Source organism: Mesorhizobium sp. M0011 (genome assembly GCF_040324155.1).
Taxonomy (GTDB): domain Bacteria; phylum Pseudomonadota; class Alphaproteobacteria; order Rhizobiales; family Rhizobiaceae; genus Mesorhizobium.
Genome location: NZ_JAMYVQ010000019.1, coordinates 118,683 through 136,774, shown reverse-complemented (window position 1 = coordinate 136,774; position 18,092 = coordinate 118,683). Strand labels below are relative to the sequence as shown.

The window sequence follows — 18,092 nt, the reverse complement described above, 5'->3', positions numbered from 1 at the left end:
GCGGCCGCCCGTCCGTTTTTTTAACATCCCCCCGCCCGCTCCAAAAAACTACCCCTTTGCCCCCCTCCCCGGGCGCTACCCTCGGCCCCCCCCCCCCCCCCCCGGGGCGGGGGGCCCCCCCCCCCCCCACCTCTTGTCAGCACCGGAGACGATGATGTCGCGTATTGGAATCCATTCTTTCGTCTGGTCGGCGAGCTCGGCTCAGGCAGATCTCGAGCGCACGCTGACCAACACCAGGGAGGCCGGCTTCGACCTCATCGAATTCTCCTATCTCGACCCCGCCAATGTCGACATCGGCGGGCTTGCCAGGCGCATCGCCGATCTTGGCCTCGGCGTGGCGATCAGCATCGGATTGCCTGTTGATGGCGACATTTCGAGCGCCGACAAGGCGATTGCCGCGCGCGGCGTCGAAATCCTCAACGACACCATCGCGCTGACGCGCGATCTCGGCGGCCGGAAGGTCGCCGGCATTCTCTCCACCAGCCACGGATTGCAGGTCGAGGCGCCGACGCGCGATCAATGGCAGCGCAGTGCCGGCACGCTGGCCAAGGTTGCCGAGACAGCCAAGGCGGCCGGCGTCACGCTCAACCTCGAGATCGTCAACCGCTTCGAAAGCAATCTGCTCAACACCGCCGCGCAAGGGCTGGCCTTCATCGAGGACACCGGCTCGGACAACATCTTCCTGCATCTCGACACCTTCCACATGAACATCGAGGAGGCCGATGTCGGGCTGGCCATCCGTCATGCCGCCGATAAGATCGGCTATGTCCATATCGGCGAGAGCCATCGCGGTTTCCTCGGCACCGGCAATATCGATTTCGCCGCGATCTTCGATGCGCTGACGGCCATCGGCTACAGCGACGACCTCAGCTTCGAATCCTTCTCTTCGGAAATCGTCGATGAGAACCTGTCGAAGAAGACCGCGATCTGGCGCAATCTCTGGACGGACAACATGGCGCTGGCCAAGCACGCGCGTGCTTTCATCGGTCTGGGAATGGAGACGGCAAGGCGCAAGGCGGAACTCGTCTCGGCGCGGCACAAACCCTGACCCGCCCATCGAGAGCCGAAGGACGCCGCGTGCGCCGCAGGGCTGGGTTTCGAACTCAGATTAACAAAAGGCCTGGCGGCAGCCAGTTTGGCGGTGTTGGCAGCTTTTGTGCCGGTAGCTTCTTGCGATAGGAATTTTTTCTTGACTGGGTGACCTCAGCTATGGTACATATTTGCCTATGGTGCTGATTTGCGCCAGTGACCCGCCGCACAGGCGGGTTTTTGTTTGATGCACTGTCAGCCAACGTGCCGGCGAAAGACTCCAGAGAACCCGTAACCCGAGTTCATTGCCCTGCGCCGTTGGCGCCGGCATTGCTCGCGGCAGGTGCATCGGTTATCTGACCGGCCAAGCAAACAACGCCACGCAATCCACCAAACGGAGCCCAGCACATGACACGCGAGACAATCCTCAAATTCGGCACCGTCGAACACGCGGACGCCGGCGATCTGGCTGGTTGGATCGTCGTCGAGGGCAAGCCGACCATGCAAACCGCCGTCCAGCACACGACCGAGGACGGCAAGGTGTTGTCGGGCACCTGGCGCGCGACGCCCGGCACCTATCACGCCACCTATACCGACTATGAGTTCGTGCACATGATCGCCGGCCGCATCATCATTACGCCGGACGGCGGCACGCCGGTCGAGGTCGGCCCCGGCGATGCCTTCGTGGTGGAAGCCGATTTCAAGGGAACCTGGAAGATCATCGAGCCGGTGACGAAGCATTTTGTCGTCAGGATTGGCTGAGGCGGATCGGCGACCCCGCGTGCGGAAAACGGTGCGGTTGCTGTCACGGCAGGACCGTATCACTGCCGCATCCCGGAGCAGGCGCGGCACGCCTGAACCTTGGCGTGTTCGTTGCTCTTGTCGCGTAGGCCGCGCGCTATGCGGTTATCGTGGCGGGAGGTTTGTGGCGATGGCATGAGCAGCCGTCCTCATCCGCAAGCGGCATTTTCTATTCCCGCGATGCGGTGTTCGACCGGCTGAAGAACATGCTTCGCATGACGCCATCGCGCAGCAGCACGAAATGCATCAGGGCAGCCAGGATGTGAACACCGGCAAGTCCAAGCAATACCCAGACCAGCTTTGCATGGATGAGTGCGAATCCCCTTGCCGAAAGCGCGCTGACGGACGGCGCCAACGGCACAGGCAAGTTTCCGAAAAGCCGCGCGGGAGGCATGAAAGGCATTGGCCGGTAGCCCAGCCATCCCGTTATCAGGACGGCGAGAATCGCAACGTAGAGAAACATATGGAAGAAAGCCGTCGCAAACCGCATGGGCCGTGAGGCTTGCCTGACAGGGGCGCGGGTAAAGATGCGCCAGCAAAGTCTGAGGACGATGATGGCAAGGATCGTCACGCCGATCGACATGTGAAGCGGAAGCCAGTTCATCGTCGCCATACCCGGCCCGTCCATCGGCCCGAAGGCAATGGCGATTTGCGCCGCGAGCGCGATCACGGTCAGCCAATGCAACAGACGAATGCCGAAATGCCAGCGCAGGCGAGGGTTCTCCTTCACATCCGAAGCTCGACTGTTGTCAAATGCAAGAGGGCGTGATGGTTTCATCCGCTCCAGCGGGCCAATTTCGCGAAGAAGTATGGCGGCTCACCAAGTCTTTGAAAAGCGTGGTGATCCCGACAGGAATCGAACCTGTGACCTACAGATTAGGAATCTGCCGCTCTATCCTACTGAGCTACGGGACCACGCGGCCAGACACATAGCCGCTTCGGATCGTTTCGCCAAGAGGCCGGCCGAAGGCAATTCGGCCGACTTTGCGCTGCCGCCGTCAGGCGGCCAGCGCGGTTTCCGCCAGTTTCACCCAGTAGCTCATGCCGTGCGGGATGACCTCGTCGTTGAAGTCGTAGGCCGGGTTGTGGAGACCGGCGGTGTCGCCATTGCCGATGAAGATGAAGGCGCCGGGGCGGGCTTCGAGCATGTAGGAGAAATCCTCGCCGCCCATCACGGGCTGGATGCCGCGGTGGACATGGGCGTCGCCGGCGACACTCATCGCGACATCACCGGCAAACACCGTCTCTTCCGCGTGGTTGAAGGTCACGGGGTAATTTGCCTGGTAGTCGACCTCGATCTTTGCCCCGAACGCGGTCGCCAGCCCGTCGCAGATGCTGCGGATGCGCTCTTCGGACTTCTTGGCGATCTCCTTGCGCAAGGTGCGCACGGTGCCGGCGATTTCAGCGGTTTCGGGGATGATGTTGTAGGCGTCACCGGCGTGGAACTTCGTCACCGACACCACCACGGCCTCGACCGGGTCGGTGCTGCGCGAGGCGATCGTCTGCAAGGCGCCGACCAGTTGGCTGGTGATGACGATCGGGTCGATCGTGCCGTGCGGCATCGCCGCGTGGCCGCCCTTTCCCCTAACGGTAATGGTAAACTCGGCGGTCGCCGCCATGATCGGACCCGGGCGAATGGCGAACTGCCCGACAGGCAGACCCGGCATGTTGTGCATGCCGAACACCCTGGAGATGTCGAAACGCTCCATCATGCCGTCCTTGACCATCTCGTTGCCGCCGCCGCCGCCCTCTTCGGCCGGCTGGAAGATCACCGCCACGGAACCGGTGAAGTTGCGCGTCTCGGCGAGGTATTTGGCCGCGCCCAGCAGCATCGCCGTGTGGCCGTCATGGCCGCAGGCGTGCATCTTGCCGGGGATGGTCGAGGCGTAGGGCTTGCCTGATATCTCGTTGAGCGGCAGCGCGTCCATGTCGGCGCGCAGGCCGATTGTGGGGCCTTCGCCCTGGCGGCCGCGGATGATGCCGACCACGCCGGTCTTGCCGAGGCCGGTGACCACATCGTCGCAACCGAAGGCCTTCAGCTTCTCGGTGACGAAGGCGGCGGTCTTGAAGACGTCGAAGTTCAGTTCTGGCGTCTGGTGCAGATGCTGGCGCCAGCCGGCAACTTCGTCCTGCATTTCGGCGGCACGGTTCAGGATTGGCATGATGGTTCCATCTCGCTGTTGGGACGGCGGGTGTTGGCCGCTGCCTTGCAATTATGATCGCCAGGCACTTTGCCATCTTGGCGTCACATAGAGTAAATAGCACCGCAACAATGGGTCCGGTTTTTGAGGGTCGGACCATATGCTGGCGATCGCGTAACGAAATCTTACGGAGCCAGGGGCGACTACGGCAAGAGGCGATTTCGGATTTGATCATGCGGTACAGGCATTTCCTCAAACTATTCTCGGCTGGCACAATCGCGCTGTCGGTCCTGGCCGGGCCGGCGCTGGCCAATCCGGTGGTCGTGTTCGATCTCGGCAGCGGCAAGATCCTGCAGCATCAGGACGCGTTCAAGCGCTGGTATCCGGCGTCGCTGAGCAAGCTGATGACCGCTTATGTCACCTTTCGGGCGATCGCCGCCGGCGAGGTGCAGCTTGATTCGCCGATCAAGGTGACTAAGCATTCCGCCGGGGAGCCGCCAAGCAAGATGGGCTTCAAGCCGGGCTCGGTGATGCGGCTCGACAACGCGCTGAAGATGATGCTGGTCAAATCGGCCAACGACATCGCCATGGCGGTGGGCGAAAATGTCGGCGGTTCGCAGGCGGCCTTTGCCGACCGGATGAACGCCGAGGCGACCCGGCTCGGCATGAACGGCACGCATTTCGTCAATCCGAATGGGCTTTTTTCGCCTGACCAGTACACGACGGCGCGCGACCTCGCCGTGCTGGTGATGGCGATCCGCCGCGAATTTCCGCAATACGCGCCGTGGTTCTCGATCGAGGGCCTTGCCGTCGGCAAGAAGGCTATTCCCAACTACAATCTGCTGATCGGCCGCTATCCCGGCGCCGATGGCATGAAGACCGGCTTTGTCTGCCCTTCGGGCTTCAACATGATCGGTTCGGCGACGCGCAATGGGCGCACGCTGGTCGCGGTTGTGCTTGGCGAGAAATCGGCGGTCACCCGCGCCGAGACCGCCGCGAGATTGCTCGACCAGGGTTTTGACACGCCGGCCGCCGGTTCGGCCACCGTCACCACGCTGGCGCCCTATGGCGACACCGTCTCGCCCAACGACATGAAGGACGAGGTCTGCAAGAAGAAGGCGCCTGCGGAACAGTCCGAGGCACCGCCGGTCGTCGCCAAGAACGTGCCGAAATCGCCATATCAGGAAAAGCTCGACCATGTGCCGACGCTGGTTGCCGTCGGCCTTGGCGGCGCCACCGGTCCGGCGCCGAAGGCCATCCTCGACCAGGGCGCCCAGGAATATGCCGATGTGCCGATCCCGAGCTGGCGGCCCGACAGGCCGGCACCGACCGGCACCGGCCCGAAGATTGCCGGCTCCGCCGCGCAGGGCGACCAGCCGGTCAAGGTTGCGAACTAGCCAATGGGTAGCGGCTTCCCGATCCCCGTCTCGGTGCTGACCGGCTTCCTCGGCGCCGGCAAGACGACGCTGCTCAACCGGCTGCTCAAGGATCCGGCGCTGGCCGACACGGCGGTGATCATCAACGAGTTCGGCGAGGTGGCGATCGACCATTTGCTGGTCGAGCAGTCTTCCGACGGCATCATCCAGCTGTCGGACGGCTGCCTGTGCTGCACGGTGCGCGGTGAACTGGTCGATACGCTGGCCGACCTGGTCGACCGGCTGCAGACCGGCCGCATCGCCCGTCTTGCCCGCGTCATCGTCGAGACCACCGGCCTTGCCGACCCGGCGCCGGTGCTGCAGTCGATCATGGCGCATCCGGCACTGATCCAGGCCTTCCGGCTCGACGGCGTCATCACTTTGGTCGATGCCGTCAACGGCAACGCCACGCTCGACGCCCATGTCGAGGCGGTGAAGCAGGCTGCCGTCGCCGATCGCATCGTGCTCAGCAAAGCCGATCTGGTCGCCGATCCCAATGAGTTGGAAATGCTTCGGACGCGCCTGCGGCAGATCAATCCGGGCGCCGAACTGCTCGATGCCGGCGACACGGAGACAGGCGTGGCGGCGCTGTTTGACTGCGGCCTCTACAACCCTGCAACCAAATCCGCCGATGTGCGGCGCTGGCTTGGCGAGGAAGCCGCGCACGATCATCATCATCATGATGGCCAGGATCACGAGCATGGCCATGACCACGACCATCGTCACGATCAGCGCGTGCGCTCCTATTCGCTGGTGCATGACGGCCCGGTGCCGTTTTCAGCGATCGAGATGTTCCTCGACCTGCTGCGGTCGACGCATGGCGAGCATCTGCTGCGCATGAAGGGAATTATCGAGCTCAGGGAAGACCCGTCGCGGCCGCTGGTGATCCATGGCGTACAGAAGATCCTGCATCCCCCGGTGCAACTGCCGTCCTGGCCCGATGGCCAGCGCGGCACGCGGCTGGTGCTGATCACGCTCGATATGCCGGAAGACTATATCCGCAGGCTGTTCGCCGCCTTCACCAACCGGCCGTCGATCGACACGCCCGACCGCGCGGCGCTGGAAAACAACCCGCTGGCGATTGCCGGGCGGTAGCCCCCATGATTACGGCGCGCCGCGCTCGACCAGGAAGCGATGACCGCCGGAGATCGCCGCCGTTTCAATCAACTGGTGGCCGCTCTCGGAGCAGAAGGCCGGAATGTCGATGACGGCGAGCGGGTCGGTGGTCTCCAGCCAGAGCCGGCCGCCCGGTTGCATGCCGGCCAGGCGCTTCTTGGCCTTGAGCACGGGCAAGGGGCAGTTCAGCCCCTTGAGGTCATAAATAGCGGCGCGATCATCCACGGGCGAAATCAACCGCCGAACATGCCGAGCAGCTTGTTCTTCAGCTTCGTCACGCGGCTCTCGTCGGCACTCGCCGCCTGCGTTTCAGCCATTGGCGCCGCTTCCGAAGGGGCGGCGATGGTCGCGGTGGCGACAGGGGCCTCCTTGGCGGCCTTTTCGGCCTCCTTTTCAGCCAGAGCCTGGGCCTTGGCGGCTTCCTTGGCTTGCTTGGCCGCCTCTACGGCAGCCAGCCTCTGCTCCTCGGCCTTCTGCTTGGCGGCTTTTTCGGCGTCGAGGGCAGCCATCTTGCGGCCGGCGGGCGAATCGATGCGGCCCATGCGCGCCGTCTCGGTGACCGAGCCGTCATTGTTGAGCGACGGCGGATCGATCGGCACGCGCTCGCCGCGCGCCCGGCGCTTGGACCAGTCGGAGACGATGCTGGCTTCCTTGATACCGGCAATGGTCGGCTTGGGCGCCGGCACGCTGGCCTTGACCGCGCCGCTGAACGCAGCGTCGTAGGTGCTCATGTAGGAGTTGTAGGCGCTCTTCAGCGAATCAGGCTGCGTCGTCGCCGGGCAGGCGCCGGTCGGATCGAATGTCTGACCGTCGGCGGCAAGCTGGTTGAAGACATAACGCTTCTCGCAGACATCGACCTTTGGCGGCACCTTGGTGATCTCGAAATTGTCGTAGCCGACCTTGAGCATCTTCCAGAAGTCGTAATTCGGGTCGTTGCGGTAGCGGGCCATGTTGGCGGCGGTCATGCGGAACGGAAACGCCTGGATCTGGAACTCGGTCTGGCCGCCCTGGAAAGCATCGCGGCCGAAGGCATAGATCTGCTCGATCTGCGCATCGGTCATCGAATAGCAGCCCGACGACGAACAGGCGCCGTGCACCATCAAATTGGAGCCGGTGCGGCCATTGGCGCGGTCATAGGCGTTGGGATAGCCGATGTTGAAGGACAGATGGTAGTTCGAGCGCGGATTCATCTGCGCCGGGCGCACCGTGTAGAAGCCTTCCGGCGCCTGGCGGTCGCCTTCGGTGTATTTAGGCCCGAGCTTGCCCGACCATTTGCAGATGTCGTAGCTGGCGACCATGTCATAGCGGCCGTTGGTCTTGGCCTTCCAGATCTCGAGCTTGCCCTCTTCCTTGAAGATGCGGGCCATCACCGACGAGGTGCGGACCATGCCCTTGGCTCTCATGTCGGCGAGGATCTTGTCGGGCAGCGGCTTGTTGGCCTCCGGGGCAAAATCCTTCATCGACGAATTGTTGCAGCCGGCAATGCCGAGGGCAGCGATCAGGATTCCGGTGCGGGCAAGCTTGACAAACATGGCTGCGGATATCGTCTTTTCTCTGGCGCCAGGACGTTTCCTGCCCCGGCTGCTACACTGCGCATCGACGGACCCTAAGCCCGTTAACCCTAATAAATTCCTTACCGCAAGTGCCGACGCATCCCCCTGCGGCAGTCTCATTGAGCCGAATGCAGCGGCATTTTTGTGGCAAAAATGCTCCGCCCCGCCACATTATGGCGGCCAAGGCTGTCTGTGGTCAGAGACTGCGGCCCATGGCCAGGTATTTTTCGCGGCGCTGCTCGCGGAAATCGGTGTTGGCGCCGGCAAAGTCCTTCATCGTCCTGGCGATGAGGTCTCCGGTCGCGGCGATCACGGTTTCGGCGCCGCGATGCGCACCGCCGAGCGGCTCGGGGATGATGGCGTCGATGATCTTCAGTTCGAAAAGATCCTGCGCGGTGATCTTCATGTTGGTCGCCGCGTCCTTCGATCGCGTCGTGTCGCGCCACAGGATCGAGGCGGCACCTTCCGGCGAAATCACCGAATAGATGGCGTGTTCGAGCATGTAGACGCGGTTGGCGGTGGCGATGGCGATGGCGCCGCCCGAACCACCTTCGCCGATGACCACCGAGATCGACGGTACTTTCAGGCCGAGACAGGTCGAGGTTGAACGGGCGATAGCCTCCGCCTGGCCGCGCTCCTCGGCATTGACACCGGGATAGGCGCCGGCCGTGTCGACCAGCGTCAGCAGCGGGATCTTGAAGCGGTCGGCCAGTTCCATCAGCCGTACCGCCTTGCGGTAGCCCTCCGGGCGAACCGATCCGAAATTGTGCTTCAGGCGGCTGGCTGTGTCGGAACCTTTTTCCTGGCCGATGATGGCAATGGGTTCGCCGCGGAAACGGGCGAAACCGCCGACGATCGCCTGGTCCTCACCGAAATTGCGGTCGCCGGCCAGCGGCGTGAAATCGGTGAACAGGCCCTTGATATAGTCGACGCAATGCGGCCTGTCGGGATGGCGAGCCACCTGCACCTTCTGCCACGGCGTCAGCGCCTTGTAGGCGTCGCGCAGCGCGTCGCGGGAGCGCTTCTCGAGACGGCTGATCTCGTCGCCGACATCGACCGCCTCGCCGTTCTCGGCAAGCTTCTTCAGCTCGAGGATCTTGCCCTCGAGGTCCTGCACCGGCTTTTCGAAATCGAGGTAGTTGTACATGCGTGAGCGGACCGATACGTCGGAAGGCAATGGCTGACGGAACCCTTGAATCCAAGGCTCCGGGCGGTGAAATGTCGTCCTCACATAGCGATATGAGGCCTAGTCGGCAAGCGGATGATGATCGTTGACCAGCCGCACCAGCCGCTCTTCCAGCACATGGGTGTAAATCTGTGTCGTCGATATGTCGGCATGGCCAAGCAATTGCTGCACGACCCTGAGATCGGCGCCGTTCTGCAGGAGATGGCTGGCGAAAGCATGACGCAGTACATGCGGCGAGATCTTCGCCGAGGCGATGCCGGCCCTTGCCGCCAGCCCCTTCAGGTCACGCGCGAAGACCTGGCGCGAGAGATAGCCGCTGTCGGAGGCGGCCGGAAACAGGAACGGACTGTCGGCAAAGGCGGGCACCCTGGCGCGGGCGGCAAGCCAGGTCTTCATCGCCGTGCGCGCCTTGGCGGAGAGCGGCACCATGCGCTCCTTGTCGCCCTTGCCGCGCACCATGAAGAAACGGTCGTCGCGCTGCGCCACCGTCACCGGCAGGCCGACCAGCTCCGAAACGCGCAGGCCGGTGGCGTAAAGCACCTCGACCAGCGCATGCAGGCGCAGTGACGCCAGACTGTCCCCATCGCCCGACGAGACACCGCCGGCCTCAAGCGCCGCACGGTCGATCAGCCGGCCGGTGTCGGCCTCGCTCATCGTCTTGGGCAGCGGGCGGCCCTTTTTCGGACTGTCCAGCGTGCCGGTCGGGTCATCGCCGCGCAGGCCTTCGGCGTAGAGGAATTTGAAGAACTGGCGGATCGCCGACAGTTTGCGCGCCTGCGAGGTGGCTGCAAAGCCGCGGGCGGCAATGTCGTCGAGATAGGCGCGGATATCGGCGGCGGCGGCAGTGGCCAGCCCGCCATCGATCGCGCCAGAAGCGTCCTCGAGGTCGCGGCGGTAGGAGGAAAGCGTGTTTTCGGCCGCGCCCCGCTCGGCGCTCATCATTTCCAGAAAGGCTTCGATGCGGGCGGCGCTGTTCATTCAATTTTCTTCGGGTTCAGCTTTTCTTGGGGTTCAGCTTTTCCGGAGGGATGCGCACGCTCATTTCCCCCTTCTTTGGCTCGACGAACATCACCAGGGCGAACATCGTACCATAGGCAATGCCAGCCAGAATCGCTGTTACCACGACAAAGCGAAACAGTGTCGGCATCAATTTTCGCCCGTCTTCTTGTTCTGCGTTTCCAAACCCTGTCCCCTTATGGGACGCCAATCCGGCCAATTCAAGGAAGAAGCTGGGGCCTGTTAGCAACTTCTGATGCAGACCCTGCCGGTCCATATCGGGTTCAAGGCACTTGCCACGCTTGACGCAAACGGGCTTTTCATGTCGATACGCCGGCAAAGAGGGCCTTCGAACAATCCAATGAACGCGCTGCCAGCAAATCCTCCAGACGAGACCCACGCCGCGTTGCTTGGCCGGCTGGGCAGCCGTTCCGTCGTCTTCGTCGGACTGATGGGCGCCGGCAAGACGGCGATTGGCCGCAAGGTGGCAACGATGCTGGCGCTGCCCTTCATCGACAGCGACCAGGAGATCGAAAGCGTCTCGCGCATGACCGTTCCGGAACTTTTCGAGCGCTATGGCGAGACCGAATTCCGGGCGCTGGAGCAACGCGTCATCCTGCGCGTGCTGGAAAACGGCCCGCAGGTGCTGTCGACCGGCGGCGGCGCCTTCATGAACGCGCAGACGCGCGAGGCGATTGCAGCGCACGGCGTGTCGGTATGGCTGAAGGCCGAGCTCGACCTTCTGATGGACCGCGTCTCCAAGAAGCAGAACCGGCCGCTCCTGAAAAGCGCCGACCCGCGCGCCGTGCTGGAGCGACTGATGGGCGAGCGCTATCCGATCTACGCGACATCGGACGTCACCGTGCCGACCCGCGACGACCGCAAAGAAGTCATCGCGACCGAGGTGGTGGACGCGCTGTGCCGGCATTTCGGCATCGATGAGACGACGGCGGCGGGCGAGGTGGAATCGTGAGCATCGCACCCGTTGTCGTCGAAGTAGGCCTTGGCGATCGGACCTATGACATTCTGATCGGCTCGGGGTTGTTGGCCCGCGCGGGCGCGGAGATTGCGCGCCGGCTGCCGGGCATGCGCGCCGCGGTCGTCACCGACGCCAATGTCGCGGCAGCGCATCTCGCTGCCCTTCAGGCCAGCCTCGAAACAGGTGGCATCCAGACCGCCGTGATCACGTTGCCGCCCGGCGAGAAGACCAAGAGTTTTGCTCATCTCGAAGAGGTGGTCGACGGTGTGCTGGCTGCGAAACTGGAGCGCGGCGACATCGTCATCGCCTTCGGCGGCGGCGTTATTGGCGACCTTGCCGGCTTTGCCGCCGGCATCGTGCGGCGCGGGATGAATTTCGTGCAGATCCCGACCTCGCTGCTGGCGCAGGTCGATTCCTCGGTCGGCGGGAAGACCGGCATCAACAGCCCACGCGGCAAGAACCTTGTCGGCGTCTTCCATCAGCCGAAACTGGTGTTGGCCGATACCGGAGTGCTCGACACGCTGCCGATCCGCGAATTCCGCGCCGGCTATGCCGAACTCGCCAAATACGGGCTCATCGACCGGCCGGAATTTTTCGCCTGGCTGGAAGAGAACTGGGCAAAGGTGTTTGCCGGCGGGCCGGAGAGGGCGCAGGCTATTGCCGAAGCCTGCCGCGCCAAGGCCGATGTGGTTGCGCGCGACGAGTTCGAGACCGGCGACCGCGCGTTGCTCAATCTCGGCCACACATTCGGCCACGCGCTGGAAGCCGCCACCCAATATGACGGAAGCCGCCTCGTCCATGGCGAAGGCGTCGCAATCGGCATGGCGCTGGCCTACCGGTTCTCGTCACGGCTCAATCTGGCCAGCCCCGACGATGCCGCGCGCGTCGAGTCGCATCTGCGCGCCGTCGGCCTGCCTTGGCGGATAGCCGACATCCCGGGCGAATTGCCTGACGCCGAGGCTCTGCTTGCCTTCATCACCCAGGACAAGAAGGTGTCACGCGGCGCGCTGACCTTCATCCTGACGCGCGGCATTGGCCAGGCTTTCATTGCCAAAGATGTTCCGGCATCGGAAGTGCTGTCGTTCCTCAGGGAGAATCACCCAAAGGAAAGCGACCGGAGATGAACGAGCCCGGCTGGATCGTCGTCGCCGTCCTTGCCATCCTCATCGCGCTGCTCGTTGCCGTGCGCACGCGCCTGCTAGCCATGTTCGGATACGAGCTGTCGCGCATCGAGCCGCAGCGTTCCAGCCAGGACGAATTGCGCGGCGCGGTCGACGATTTCCGCCGCGACGGCCAGGTGGTGCGCGAGGATCGCGACCGCGTCGGCGGGCTGTTCGATCTCGCCGAGCTGGAAGTCTCCGACGTCATGGTCCACCGCACCAACATGCGCTCGGTCAATGCGGACAATGCGCCGGAAGCGGTGGTGCGCGAGATTTTGCAAAGCCCGCACACCCGCATGCCGCTGTGGAAAGGCTCGCTCGACAACATCGTCGGCGTGCTGCATGCAAAGGATCTGCTGCGCGCCTTGAACGAAGTCGGCAACGATTTCTCCCGGATCGACGTGATGAAGATCGCCTCGAAACCCTGGTTCGTGCCCGACACCACGACCTTGCAGGAACAGCTCAACGCCTTCCTGCGCCGCAAGGCGCATTTCGCCGTCGTGGTCGACGAATATGGCGAGGTCGAAGGGCTGGTGACGCTGGAGGACATTATCGAGGAGATCGTCGGCGAGATCGCCGACGAGCATGATGTCGACATACAGGGCGTCAAGCAGGAGGCCGACGGCTCCGTCGTCGTCGACGGCACGGTGCCCATCCGTGACCTCAACCGGGCTCTCGACTGGAACCTGCCGGATGAGGAGGCCACCACCATTGCCGGCCTCGTCATCCACGAGACGCAATCGATCCCCGAGGAGAAGCAGGCTTTTACGTTCCACGGCAAGCGCTTCGTCGTCATGAAACGCGACAAGAACCGGATCGCAAGGCTGAGGATCAGGCCAGCCGGCGACACCTGATACGCGCAGGGAGGCCGGGGCACGTCATCCGGCGATCTGGCTGGTCGAGCGTTCGTGGATCGTCGCGCCGGTCTCGGCATCTATGGCGGCCAGGCTGACTTCATAGCCCCAAAGCCTGCGAATGTGACGAAGCGTGGCGTCGCGGCTGGCATCCTCGAGAAGGATGCCGTCATTGACCTTGTGCTGCAGCCGCAAATGGCGGTCGCCGAGCAGATCGACATCCACCACCTGAATGTCCGGCCGGTTCGCGCCGAGATCGTAACTGTTGGCGAGCGCGTCGCGTATCTTGCGGTAGCCGCGCTCGTCGTGGATCGAGGTGACCTGACAATGCGGTTGGTCGGCAGCGTCGCCGAGCACAAAAAACCGCCATTTCCGGATCATGGCCGGACTGAGGTACTGGCGGATAAACGATTCGTCGCGATGATCGGCCCATGCGTCAAGCAGGACCTCGCGCCAGTTGCCCTGGCCGGCGATGTCGGGAAACCAATCGCGGTCCTCGGCCGTGGGTTTGGTCGAGATGCGCTGAATGTCCTGCATCATGTCGAGGCCGAGAGCATAGGGGTTGATGCCTGAAAAGCGCGGATCGTCGAAGGCCGGCTGAAAGACCACGTTGGAATGATTGCGCAGGATTTCGAGCATGGCGCCTTCGCTGATCTGGCCGCGGTCGAACAGCATGTTCATCAGCGTATAGTGCACGAAAGTGGCACAGCCCTCGTTCATCACCTGTGTTTGCCGTTGCGGGTAAAAATATTGCGCGATGACGCGGACGATCCTGATGATCTCACGCTGCCAGGGCTCCAGGACCGGGCTGTTCTTTTCCAGGAAATAGAGCAGGTTTTCCTCAGGAAGGTTTAGCGATTTCTTCCGCTCCGGGTCCTGGCCCTTTTCGTTGGTCGCTTGCTGGGAAGGCGGCAGCGTACGCCACAAGTCGTTGTAGGAGCGCTCCTCGTATTCGAGACGCTCGCGAATTCCTTCGCGTTGCCGTTCCGACGACAGCCTCGGCGGCCGGTGATAGCGAAACACGCCCTGATCCATCAGCGCGTGAGCGGAATCGAGAACAGCCTCGACGGCGGCGAGGCCGTGCCGCTCCTCGCAACGGACTATGTAGCCCTTGGCGAAGTCCAGGTAGCCGAGGATCGCACCCGCATCCGTCCACTGTTTGAACAGCTGATTGTTCTTGAAGAAATGATTGTGCCCGAGCGCTGCATGGGCCGTCACCAAGGCCTGCAGGGCCATGGTGTTTTCCTCCATCAGATAGACGATGCAGGGATTGGAATTGATGACCAGTTCATAGGCAAGCCCTCGCCCGCCTTTGCGATAGAGCAGATCCTGGTGGAGGAAATGTTTGCCGAAAGACCAGTGACGGTACATCAATGGCATGCCGATGGACGAATAGGCGTCGAGCATTTGTTGCGACGAGATGATCTCCATCTGAACGGGATAGGTGTCCAGATGAAGCTCTTCGACCGCAAGTGCCTCGATCGCGTCATAGGCCCGCGACAATGTTTTGAAATCCCAGTCTGACCCTGAGAAAAGCAGACTGGATTTGCTCGCTTGTCTGGCCATCGGGAACCCTCACGCTCTCTTGAGGGAGGCCGGCTGCCTGCCGAAGAGCTGGCGAAAGACCGGGTAGATATCGGCGGGTGTGGCGATGCGGCTCATCTGGAAGTTCGGCCACTTCTGGTCGATGGCGTTATAGGCACGCCACAGCGACGTCCCGTTTTCGGTCGAGCCGAAAATATGGGCTTCACGCTCGTCGATGATCTCGACATAGGCAAAATATTGGCACAGCCGCATGAGTTCGCCGTTGAGCAGCGAAATGCATCGCTCTGAATCGCCGGCGAAATTGTCGCCGTCCGAGGCCTGGGCGGCATAGATGTTCCAGTCGTGGGCCGGGTAACGGCTGGCGATAATACGGTGCATTTCCTCCAGCGCGGTGGAAACGACGGTGCCGCCGCTTTGGGTGTTGTAGAAAAATGTCTCCTCGTCGACCTCCTGAGCCAGGTGCGTGTGGCGGATGAAGACAATCTCGATGCGGTCGTAGCGTCGTTTCAAGAACAGGTGCAGCAGCACGAAGAAACGCTTGGCCAGATCCTTCTCGCGCTCGCCCATGGACCCGGACACGTCCATCAGACAGAACATGACGGCATTGGCGTTCGGCACCGGCCGGGAATCGAAGCGGTTGAAGCGGATGTCGAGCGGATCGACATAGGCAATCCGGCGGCGGCGTCGTTCCAGCCGGTCAAGCTCTTCGCGCAATGCCGCGATACGCTGGCGCGCGTCGACGCTGGATGGCGCCGACTCGAGCGAGGCGATTTCCTCGAGGAGGACATCCAGTTCGACCTGCTTGGGGCGCCTCAGCGCAATGCGGCGGCCGTGGCTGTTGCGCATCGTGCGGCCGACATTGATGTTGGTCGGCGAACCGGTGGCGGCGAAGCCGGCTCTGCGCGGCTTGAAGGCAAGGATCTCCTTGAGGTTGAGCTTGACCATGTCCGGGAGCTCGAGATCCTCGAAGAACAGATCGAGCACTTCCTCGCGCGACAGTACGAAACGAAAGTCGTCCTCTGATGCCTTGTTTCCCGGGGACGATGCTCCCCCGCCGCCTCCGCCGGGCTTGGGGATCAGGTCTCCGGCGGAGAAATGCCTGTTGCCCGGCAAGATGTGCTGACGCCTGCCGGTGTCGCCGGCGTTGTTGAAGCTCGGCTCGCTTGTGCCTCTTTCGGGCATGCGCACGGCGTGCTCGGAATCCGCGTCGGCAATCCTGCCGGTGCGGATCTGGTCGCGTATGCTCCGCTTCAATTCCTCGCGCGCGCGTCGGAGGAAGCGCTGGCGATTGCCGAGACTCTTGTCTTTCGGGTTCAGGCGGCGGTCGATGAAGATCGGCATGGAACCATCCGGGTTCTCTAACCCGCCCTGTTCACCCGCATGTACCAGTCCACAAGGCGACGAACCTGCCGCTCGGTGTAGCCGCGCTCGACCATCCGCTGCACGAATTCATTGTGCCGCTTTTCCGTGACGCTGTCCTGCTTGGAGCCGAAACTGATCACCGGCAGGAGGTCCTCGACCTGGCCGAACATGCGTTTCTCGATGACTTCCCGCAGCTTTTCGTAACTTGTCCACGCCGGGTTGCGGCCATGGTTTCTTGCACGGGCGCGCAGCGTGAATTTCACCACCTCGTTGCGGAAGTCCTTGGGATTGGCGATGCCGGCCGGTTTTTCGACCTGCGAAAGCTCGTTGTCCAAAACCTCGCGGTTGAGGATCTGGCCGGTGTCGGGATCCTTGTAGTCCTGGTCTTCGATCCAGGCGTCGGCATAGGCGATGTAGCGGTCGAAAAGATTCTGGCCGTACTCGCTGTACGATTCCAGATAGGCTTTCTGGATCTCATGGCCGATGAATTCGGCATACCGCGCGGCCAGCTCGGACTTGATGAACTCCAGATAGGCGGCTTCCGTCTCCTTCGGAAACTGTTCGCGCTTGATTGCCTCCTCCAGGATGTACATGAGATGCACGGGGTCGGCGGCCACCTCTTCGGTGTCATAGTTGAAGGTCTGCGACAGGATCTTGAAGGCAAAGCGCGTGCTGACGCCGGCCATGCCCTCGTCGACGCCCGCGGCGTCCCGATATTCCTGAACCGACTTGGCCTTGGGGTCGACTTCCTTGAGGTTCTCGCCATCATAGGCGCGCATCTTGGTGTAGAGCGGCGAATTGTCGTGCTCGGCCAACCGGGTCGAGACGGTAAACCGGCTGAGGATGTCCAGCACCTCTGGAGCGCAGGGACTGGCGGCCAATTCGCTCTCCCGCAGCAGTTTCTCGTAGATCTGCCGCTCTTCGGTTATCCGCAGGCAATACGGCACCTTGACCACGAGGATGCGATCGAGAAAAGCCTCATTGTTCTTGTTGTTCTTGAACTGCAGCCATTCCGACTCGTTGGAATGAGCCACGATGATCCCCTGATAGGGAAAGGCGCCGAAATTTTCGGTGCCGTTGTAGCTGCCTTCCTGGGTGGCGGTCAGCAGCGGATGCAGGACCTTGATAGGCGCCTTGAACATTTCGACGAATTCAAGCAGGCCCTGGGTGGTCCGGTTCAGTCCGCCACTATAGGAATAGGCGTCCGGATCGGATTGGCTGAAATTTTCCAATTGCCGGATATCTACCTTGCCAACCAGGGCCGAAACGTCCTGATTGTTCTCGTCGCCGGGCTCGGTCTTGGCGATGCCGATCTGGCGCAGTCGCGAAGGCATCAGCTTGACGACGCTGAACTTGGAAATGTCGCCGGAGAGTTCATCGAGGCGCTTGGCCGCCCATGGCGAAATGAGCCCATTCAACCGGCGTCGGGCAATGCCGTATTTATCCTCCAGCAGGTCGCCCATGCGATCGGGATGGAAAAGGCCCAGCGGCGATTCGAAAACCGGGCTGACCTGGTTGCCGACCTTCAGCGTGTAGATCGGGCGCTGCTCCATCAACTTCTTCAGCCGCTCGGCAAGGGACGATTTGCCGCCGCCGACCGGGCCGAGCAAATAGAGGATTTGCTTGCGTTCCTCGAGCCCCTGCGACGCATAGCGAAAATAGCCGGCGATGCGCTCGATTGTGTCCTCCATGCCATAGAAATCGGCAAAGGAGGGGTACACTTTCAGGGTCCGGTTGGAGAATATGCGGCCGAGCCGCTCATCCTTGCTGGTGTCGACCAGGTTCGGCTCGCCGATCGCCTCGACCATCCGTTCAGGCGCTGAGGCATACATCGACTTGTCCTCGCGGCAGGCAAGGAGATATTGCTGGATGCTGATCTCTTCCTGCGTCGCGTTGGTGTAAATTTCCGAAAACAGATCGAAGACGTCAGACTGGTTCTCTCGCATGATGCTTTT

Annotated in this window: 17 protein-coding genes and 1 tRNA gene; 7 read left to right on the top strand and 11 right to left on the bottom strand. The window is 62.4% G+C overall.

Features of this window, described 5'->3' with window-relative positions:
• Positions 1–154: 154 nt before the first annotated feature.
• Both NKK51_RS20850 and NKK51_RS20845 read left to right on the top strand, forming a co-directional pair.
• Positions 155–1,048: a sugar phosphate isomerase/epimerase family protein gene (locus NKK51_RS20850; protein ID WP_023811055.1), complete on the top strand. Its 894-nt coding sequence runs from the start codon at positions 155–157 to the stop codon at positions 1,046–1,048.
• A 389-nt stretch (positions 1,049–1,437) separates the two neighbouring features.
• Positions 1,438–1,791 carry a cupin domain-containing protein gene (locus tag NKK51_RS20845; protein ID WP_127261043.1) on the top strand — a complete coding sequence of 118 codons (354 nt, stop codon included), beginning with the start codon at positions 1,438–1,440 and terminating at the stop codon, positions 1,789–1,791.
• 208 nt (positions 1,792–1,999) lie between these two features.
• Here the strand turns inward: NKK51_RS20845 and NKK51_RS20840 are convergent, their stop codons facing one another.
• From NKK51_RS20840 to NKK51_RS20830, 3 genes are all read right to left on the bottom strand, one after another.
• Positions 2,000–2,560, bottom strand: a complete 561-nt coding sequence (locus tag NKK51_RS20840; RefSeq protein ID WP_352554455.1) for a cytochrome b — start codon at positions 2,558–2,560, stop codon at positions 2,000–2,002.
• 108 nt (positions 2,561–2,668) lie between these two features.
• Positions 2,669–2,745, bottom strand: a tRNA-Arg gene (locus NKK51_RS20835).
• Between the two features lie 83 nt (positions 2,746–2,828).
• Positions 2,829–3,992, bottom strand: a complete 1,164-nt coding sequence (locus tag NKK51_RS20830; RefSeq protein WP_352441763.1) for a M20 aminoacylase family protein — start codon at positions 3,990–3,992, stop codon at positions 2,829–2,831.
• A gap of 212 nt (positions 3,993–4,204) precedes the next feature.
• Here NKK51_RS20830 and NKK51_RS20825 point away from each other — a divergent pair, with 212 nt between their 5' ends.
• Both NKK51_RS20825 and NKK51_RS20820 read left to right on the top strand, forming a co-directional pair.
• A complete protein-coding gene (locus NKK51_RS20825; protein ID WP_352554454.1) occupies positions 4,205–5,368 on the top strand; it encodes a D-alanyl-D-alanine carboxypeptidase family protein in 1,164 nt (387 codons plus the stop codon).
• 3 nt (positions 5,369–5,371) lie between these two features.
• A complete protein-coding gene (locus NKK51_RS20820) occupies positions 5,372–6,481 on the top strand; it encodes a CobW family GTP-binding protein (RefSeq protein ID WP_352554453.1) in 1,110 nt (369 codons plus the stop codon).
• 9 nt (positions 6,482–6,490) lie between these two features.
• Here NKK51_RS20820 and NKK51_RS20815 read toward each other — a convergent pair whose 3' ends face one another.
• From NKK51_RS20815 to NKK51_RS20795, 5 genes are all read right to left on the bottom strand, one after another.
• On the bottom strand, positions 6,491–6,727 hold the full coding sequence (locus tag NKK51_RS20815; protein WP_352554452.1) for a sulfurtransferase TusA family protein: 237 nt from the start codon (positions 6,725–6,727) through the stop codon (positions 6,491–6,493).
• 8 nt (positions 6,728–6,735) lie between these two features.
• The gene (locus NKK51_RS20810; RefSeq protein ID WP_352554451.1) at positions 6,736–8,034 is read right to left on the bottom strand and encodes a L,D-transpeptidase family protein; all 1,299 of its coding nucleotides are present in this window, start codon (positions 8,032–8,034) and stop codon (positions 6,736–6,738) included.
• Positions 8,035–8,251: 217 nt separating this feature from the next.
• Complete coding sequence (locus tag NKK51_RS20805; protein WP_027038080.1) at positions 8,252–9,202, bottom strand: acetyl-CoA carboxylase carboxyltransferase subunit alpha; 951 nt, start codon at positions 9,200–9,202, stop codon at positions 8,252–8,254.
• A 99-nt stretch (positions 9,203–9,301) separates the two neighbouring features.
• A complete protein-coding gene (locus tag NKK51_RS20800; RefSeq protein ID WP_128304685.1) occupies positions 9,302–10,219 on the bottom strand; it encodes a site-specific tyrosine recombinase XerD in 918 nt (305 codons plus the stop codon).
• Between the two features lie 16 nt (positions 10,220–10,235).
• Positions 10,236–10,388: a hypothetical protein gene (locus tag NKK51_RS20795; protein WP_013529356.1), complete on the bottom strand. Its 153-nt coding sequence runs from the start codon at positions 10,386–10,388 to the stop codon at positions 10,236–10,238.
• A 210-nt stretch (positions 10,389–10,598) separates the two neighbouring features.
• Here NKK51_RS20795 and NKK51_RS20790 point away from each other — a divergent pair, with 210 nt between their 5' ends.
• From NKK51_RS20790 to NKK51_RS20780, 3 genes are read left to right on the top strand one after another with little or no spacing between them, the layout of a single operon-like run.
• Complete coding sequence (locus tag NKK51_RS20790) at positions 10,599–11,210, top strand: shikimate kinase (protein ID WP_352554450.1); 612 nt, start codon at positions 10,599–10,601, stop codon at positions 11,208–11,210.
• Positions 11,207–12,340 carry a 3-dehydroquinate synthase gene (aroB, locus tag NKK51_RS20785; protein WP_352554449.1) on the top strand — a complete coding sequence of 378 codons (1,134 nt, stop codon included), beginning with the start codon at positions 11,207–11,209 and terminating at the stop codon, positions 12,338–12,340. The genes NKK51_RS20790 and aroB overlap by 4 nt, the downstream gene beginning before the upstream one ends.
• Positions 12,337–13,230: an HlyC/CorC family transporter gene (locus NKK51_RS20780; protein WP_127295956.1), complete on the top strand. Its 894-nt coding sequence runs from the start codon at positions 12,337–12,339 to the stop codon at positions 13,228–13,230. Before aroB ends, NKK51_RS20780 begins: the two co-directional genes overlap by 4 nt.
• A gap of 24 nt (positions 13,231–13,254) precedes the next feature.
• On the opposite strand, the gene NKK51_RS20775 is transcribed toward NKK51_RS20780, so the two are convergent.
• From NKK51_RS20775 to NKK51_RS20765, 3 genes are read right to left on the bottom strand one after another with little or no spacing between them, the layout of a single operon-like run.
• Positions 13,255–14,796, bottom strand: a complete 1,542-nt coding sequence (locus tag NKK51_RS20775; protein WP_023811068.1) for a SpoVR family protein — start codon at positions 14,794–14,796, stop codon at positions 13,255–13,257.
• A gap of 9 nt (positions 14,797–14,805) precedes the next feature.
• Complete coding sequence (locus NKK51_RS20770; protein ID WP_352554448.1) at positions 14,806–16,116, bottom strand: YeaH/YhbH family protein; 1,311 nt, start codon at positions 16,114–16,116, stop codon at positions 14,806–14,808.
• Positions 16,117–16,133: 17 nt separating this feature from the next.
• Positions 16,134–18,083, bottom strand: a complete 1,950-nt coding sequence (locus tag NKK51_RS20765) for a PrkA family serine protein kinase (protein WP_352441755.1) — start codon at positions 18,081–18,083, stop codon at positions 16,134–16,136.
• Positions 18,084–18,092 lie beyond the last annotated feature (9 nt).

Bases quoted from the DNA above. Each gene is read 5' to 3' on its own strand.
- NKK51_RS20765 (WP_352441755.1), bottom strand. From the start codon at position 18,083: ATGCGAGAGAACCAGTCTGACGTCTTCGATCTGTTTTCGGAAATTTAC.
- NKK51_RS20800 (WP_128304685.1), bottom strand. From the start codon at position 10,219: ATGAACAGCGCCGCCCGCATCGAAGCCTTTCTGGAAATGATGAGCGCC.
- NKK51_RS20845 (WP_127261043.1), top strand. From the start codon at position 1,438: ATGACACGCGAGACAATCCTCAAATTCGGCACCGTCGAACACGCGGAC.
- NKK51_RS20820 (WP_352554453.1), top strand. From the start codon at position 5,372: ATGGGTAGCGGCTTCCCGATCCCCGTCTCGGTGCTGACCGGCTTCCTC.
- NKK51_RS20780 (WP_127295956.1), top strand. From the start codon at position 12,337: ATGAACGAGCCCGGCTGGATCGTCGTCGCCGTCCTTGCCATCCTCATC.
- NKK51_RS20830 (WP_352441763.1), bottom strand. From the start codon at position 3,992: ATGCCAATCCTGAACCGTGCCGCCGAAATGCAGGACGAAGTTGCCGGC.
- NKK51_RS20805 (WP_027038080.1), bottom strand. From the start codon at position 9,202: ATGTACAACTACCTCGATTTCGAAAAGCCGGTGCAGGACCTCGAGGGC.
- NKK51_RS20795 (WP_013529356.1), bottom strand. From the start codon at position 10,388: ATGCCGACACTGTTTCGCTTTGTCGTGGTAACAGCGATTCTGGCTGGC.
- NKK51_RS20770 (WP_352554448.1), bottom strand. From the start codon at position 16,116: ATGCCGATCTTCATCGACCGCCGCCTGAACCCGAAAGACAAGAGTCTC.
- NKK51_RS20775 (WP_023811068.1), bottom strand. From the start codon at position 14,796: ATGGCCAGACAAGCGAGCAAATCCAGTCTGCTTTTCTCAGGGTCAGAC.
- NKK51_RS20810 (WP_352554451.1), bottom strand. From the start codon at position 8,034: ATGTTTGTCAAGCTTGCCCGCACCGGAATCCTGATCGCTGCCCTCGGC.
- NKK51_RS20825 (WP_352554454.1), top strand. From the start codon at position 4,205: ATGCGGTACAGGCATTTCCTCAAACTATTCTCGGCTGGCACAATCGCG.
- NKK51_RS20850 (WP_023811055.1), top strand. From the start codon at position 155: ATGTCGCGTATTGGAATCCATTCTTTCGTCTGGTCGGCGAGCTCGGCT.
- NKK51_RS20790 (WP_352554450.1), top strand. From the start codon at position 10,599: ATGAACGCGCTGCCAGCAAATCCTCCAGACGAGACCCACGCCGCGTTG.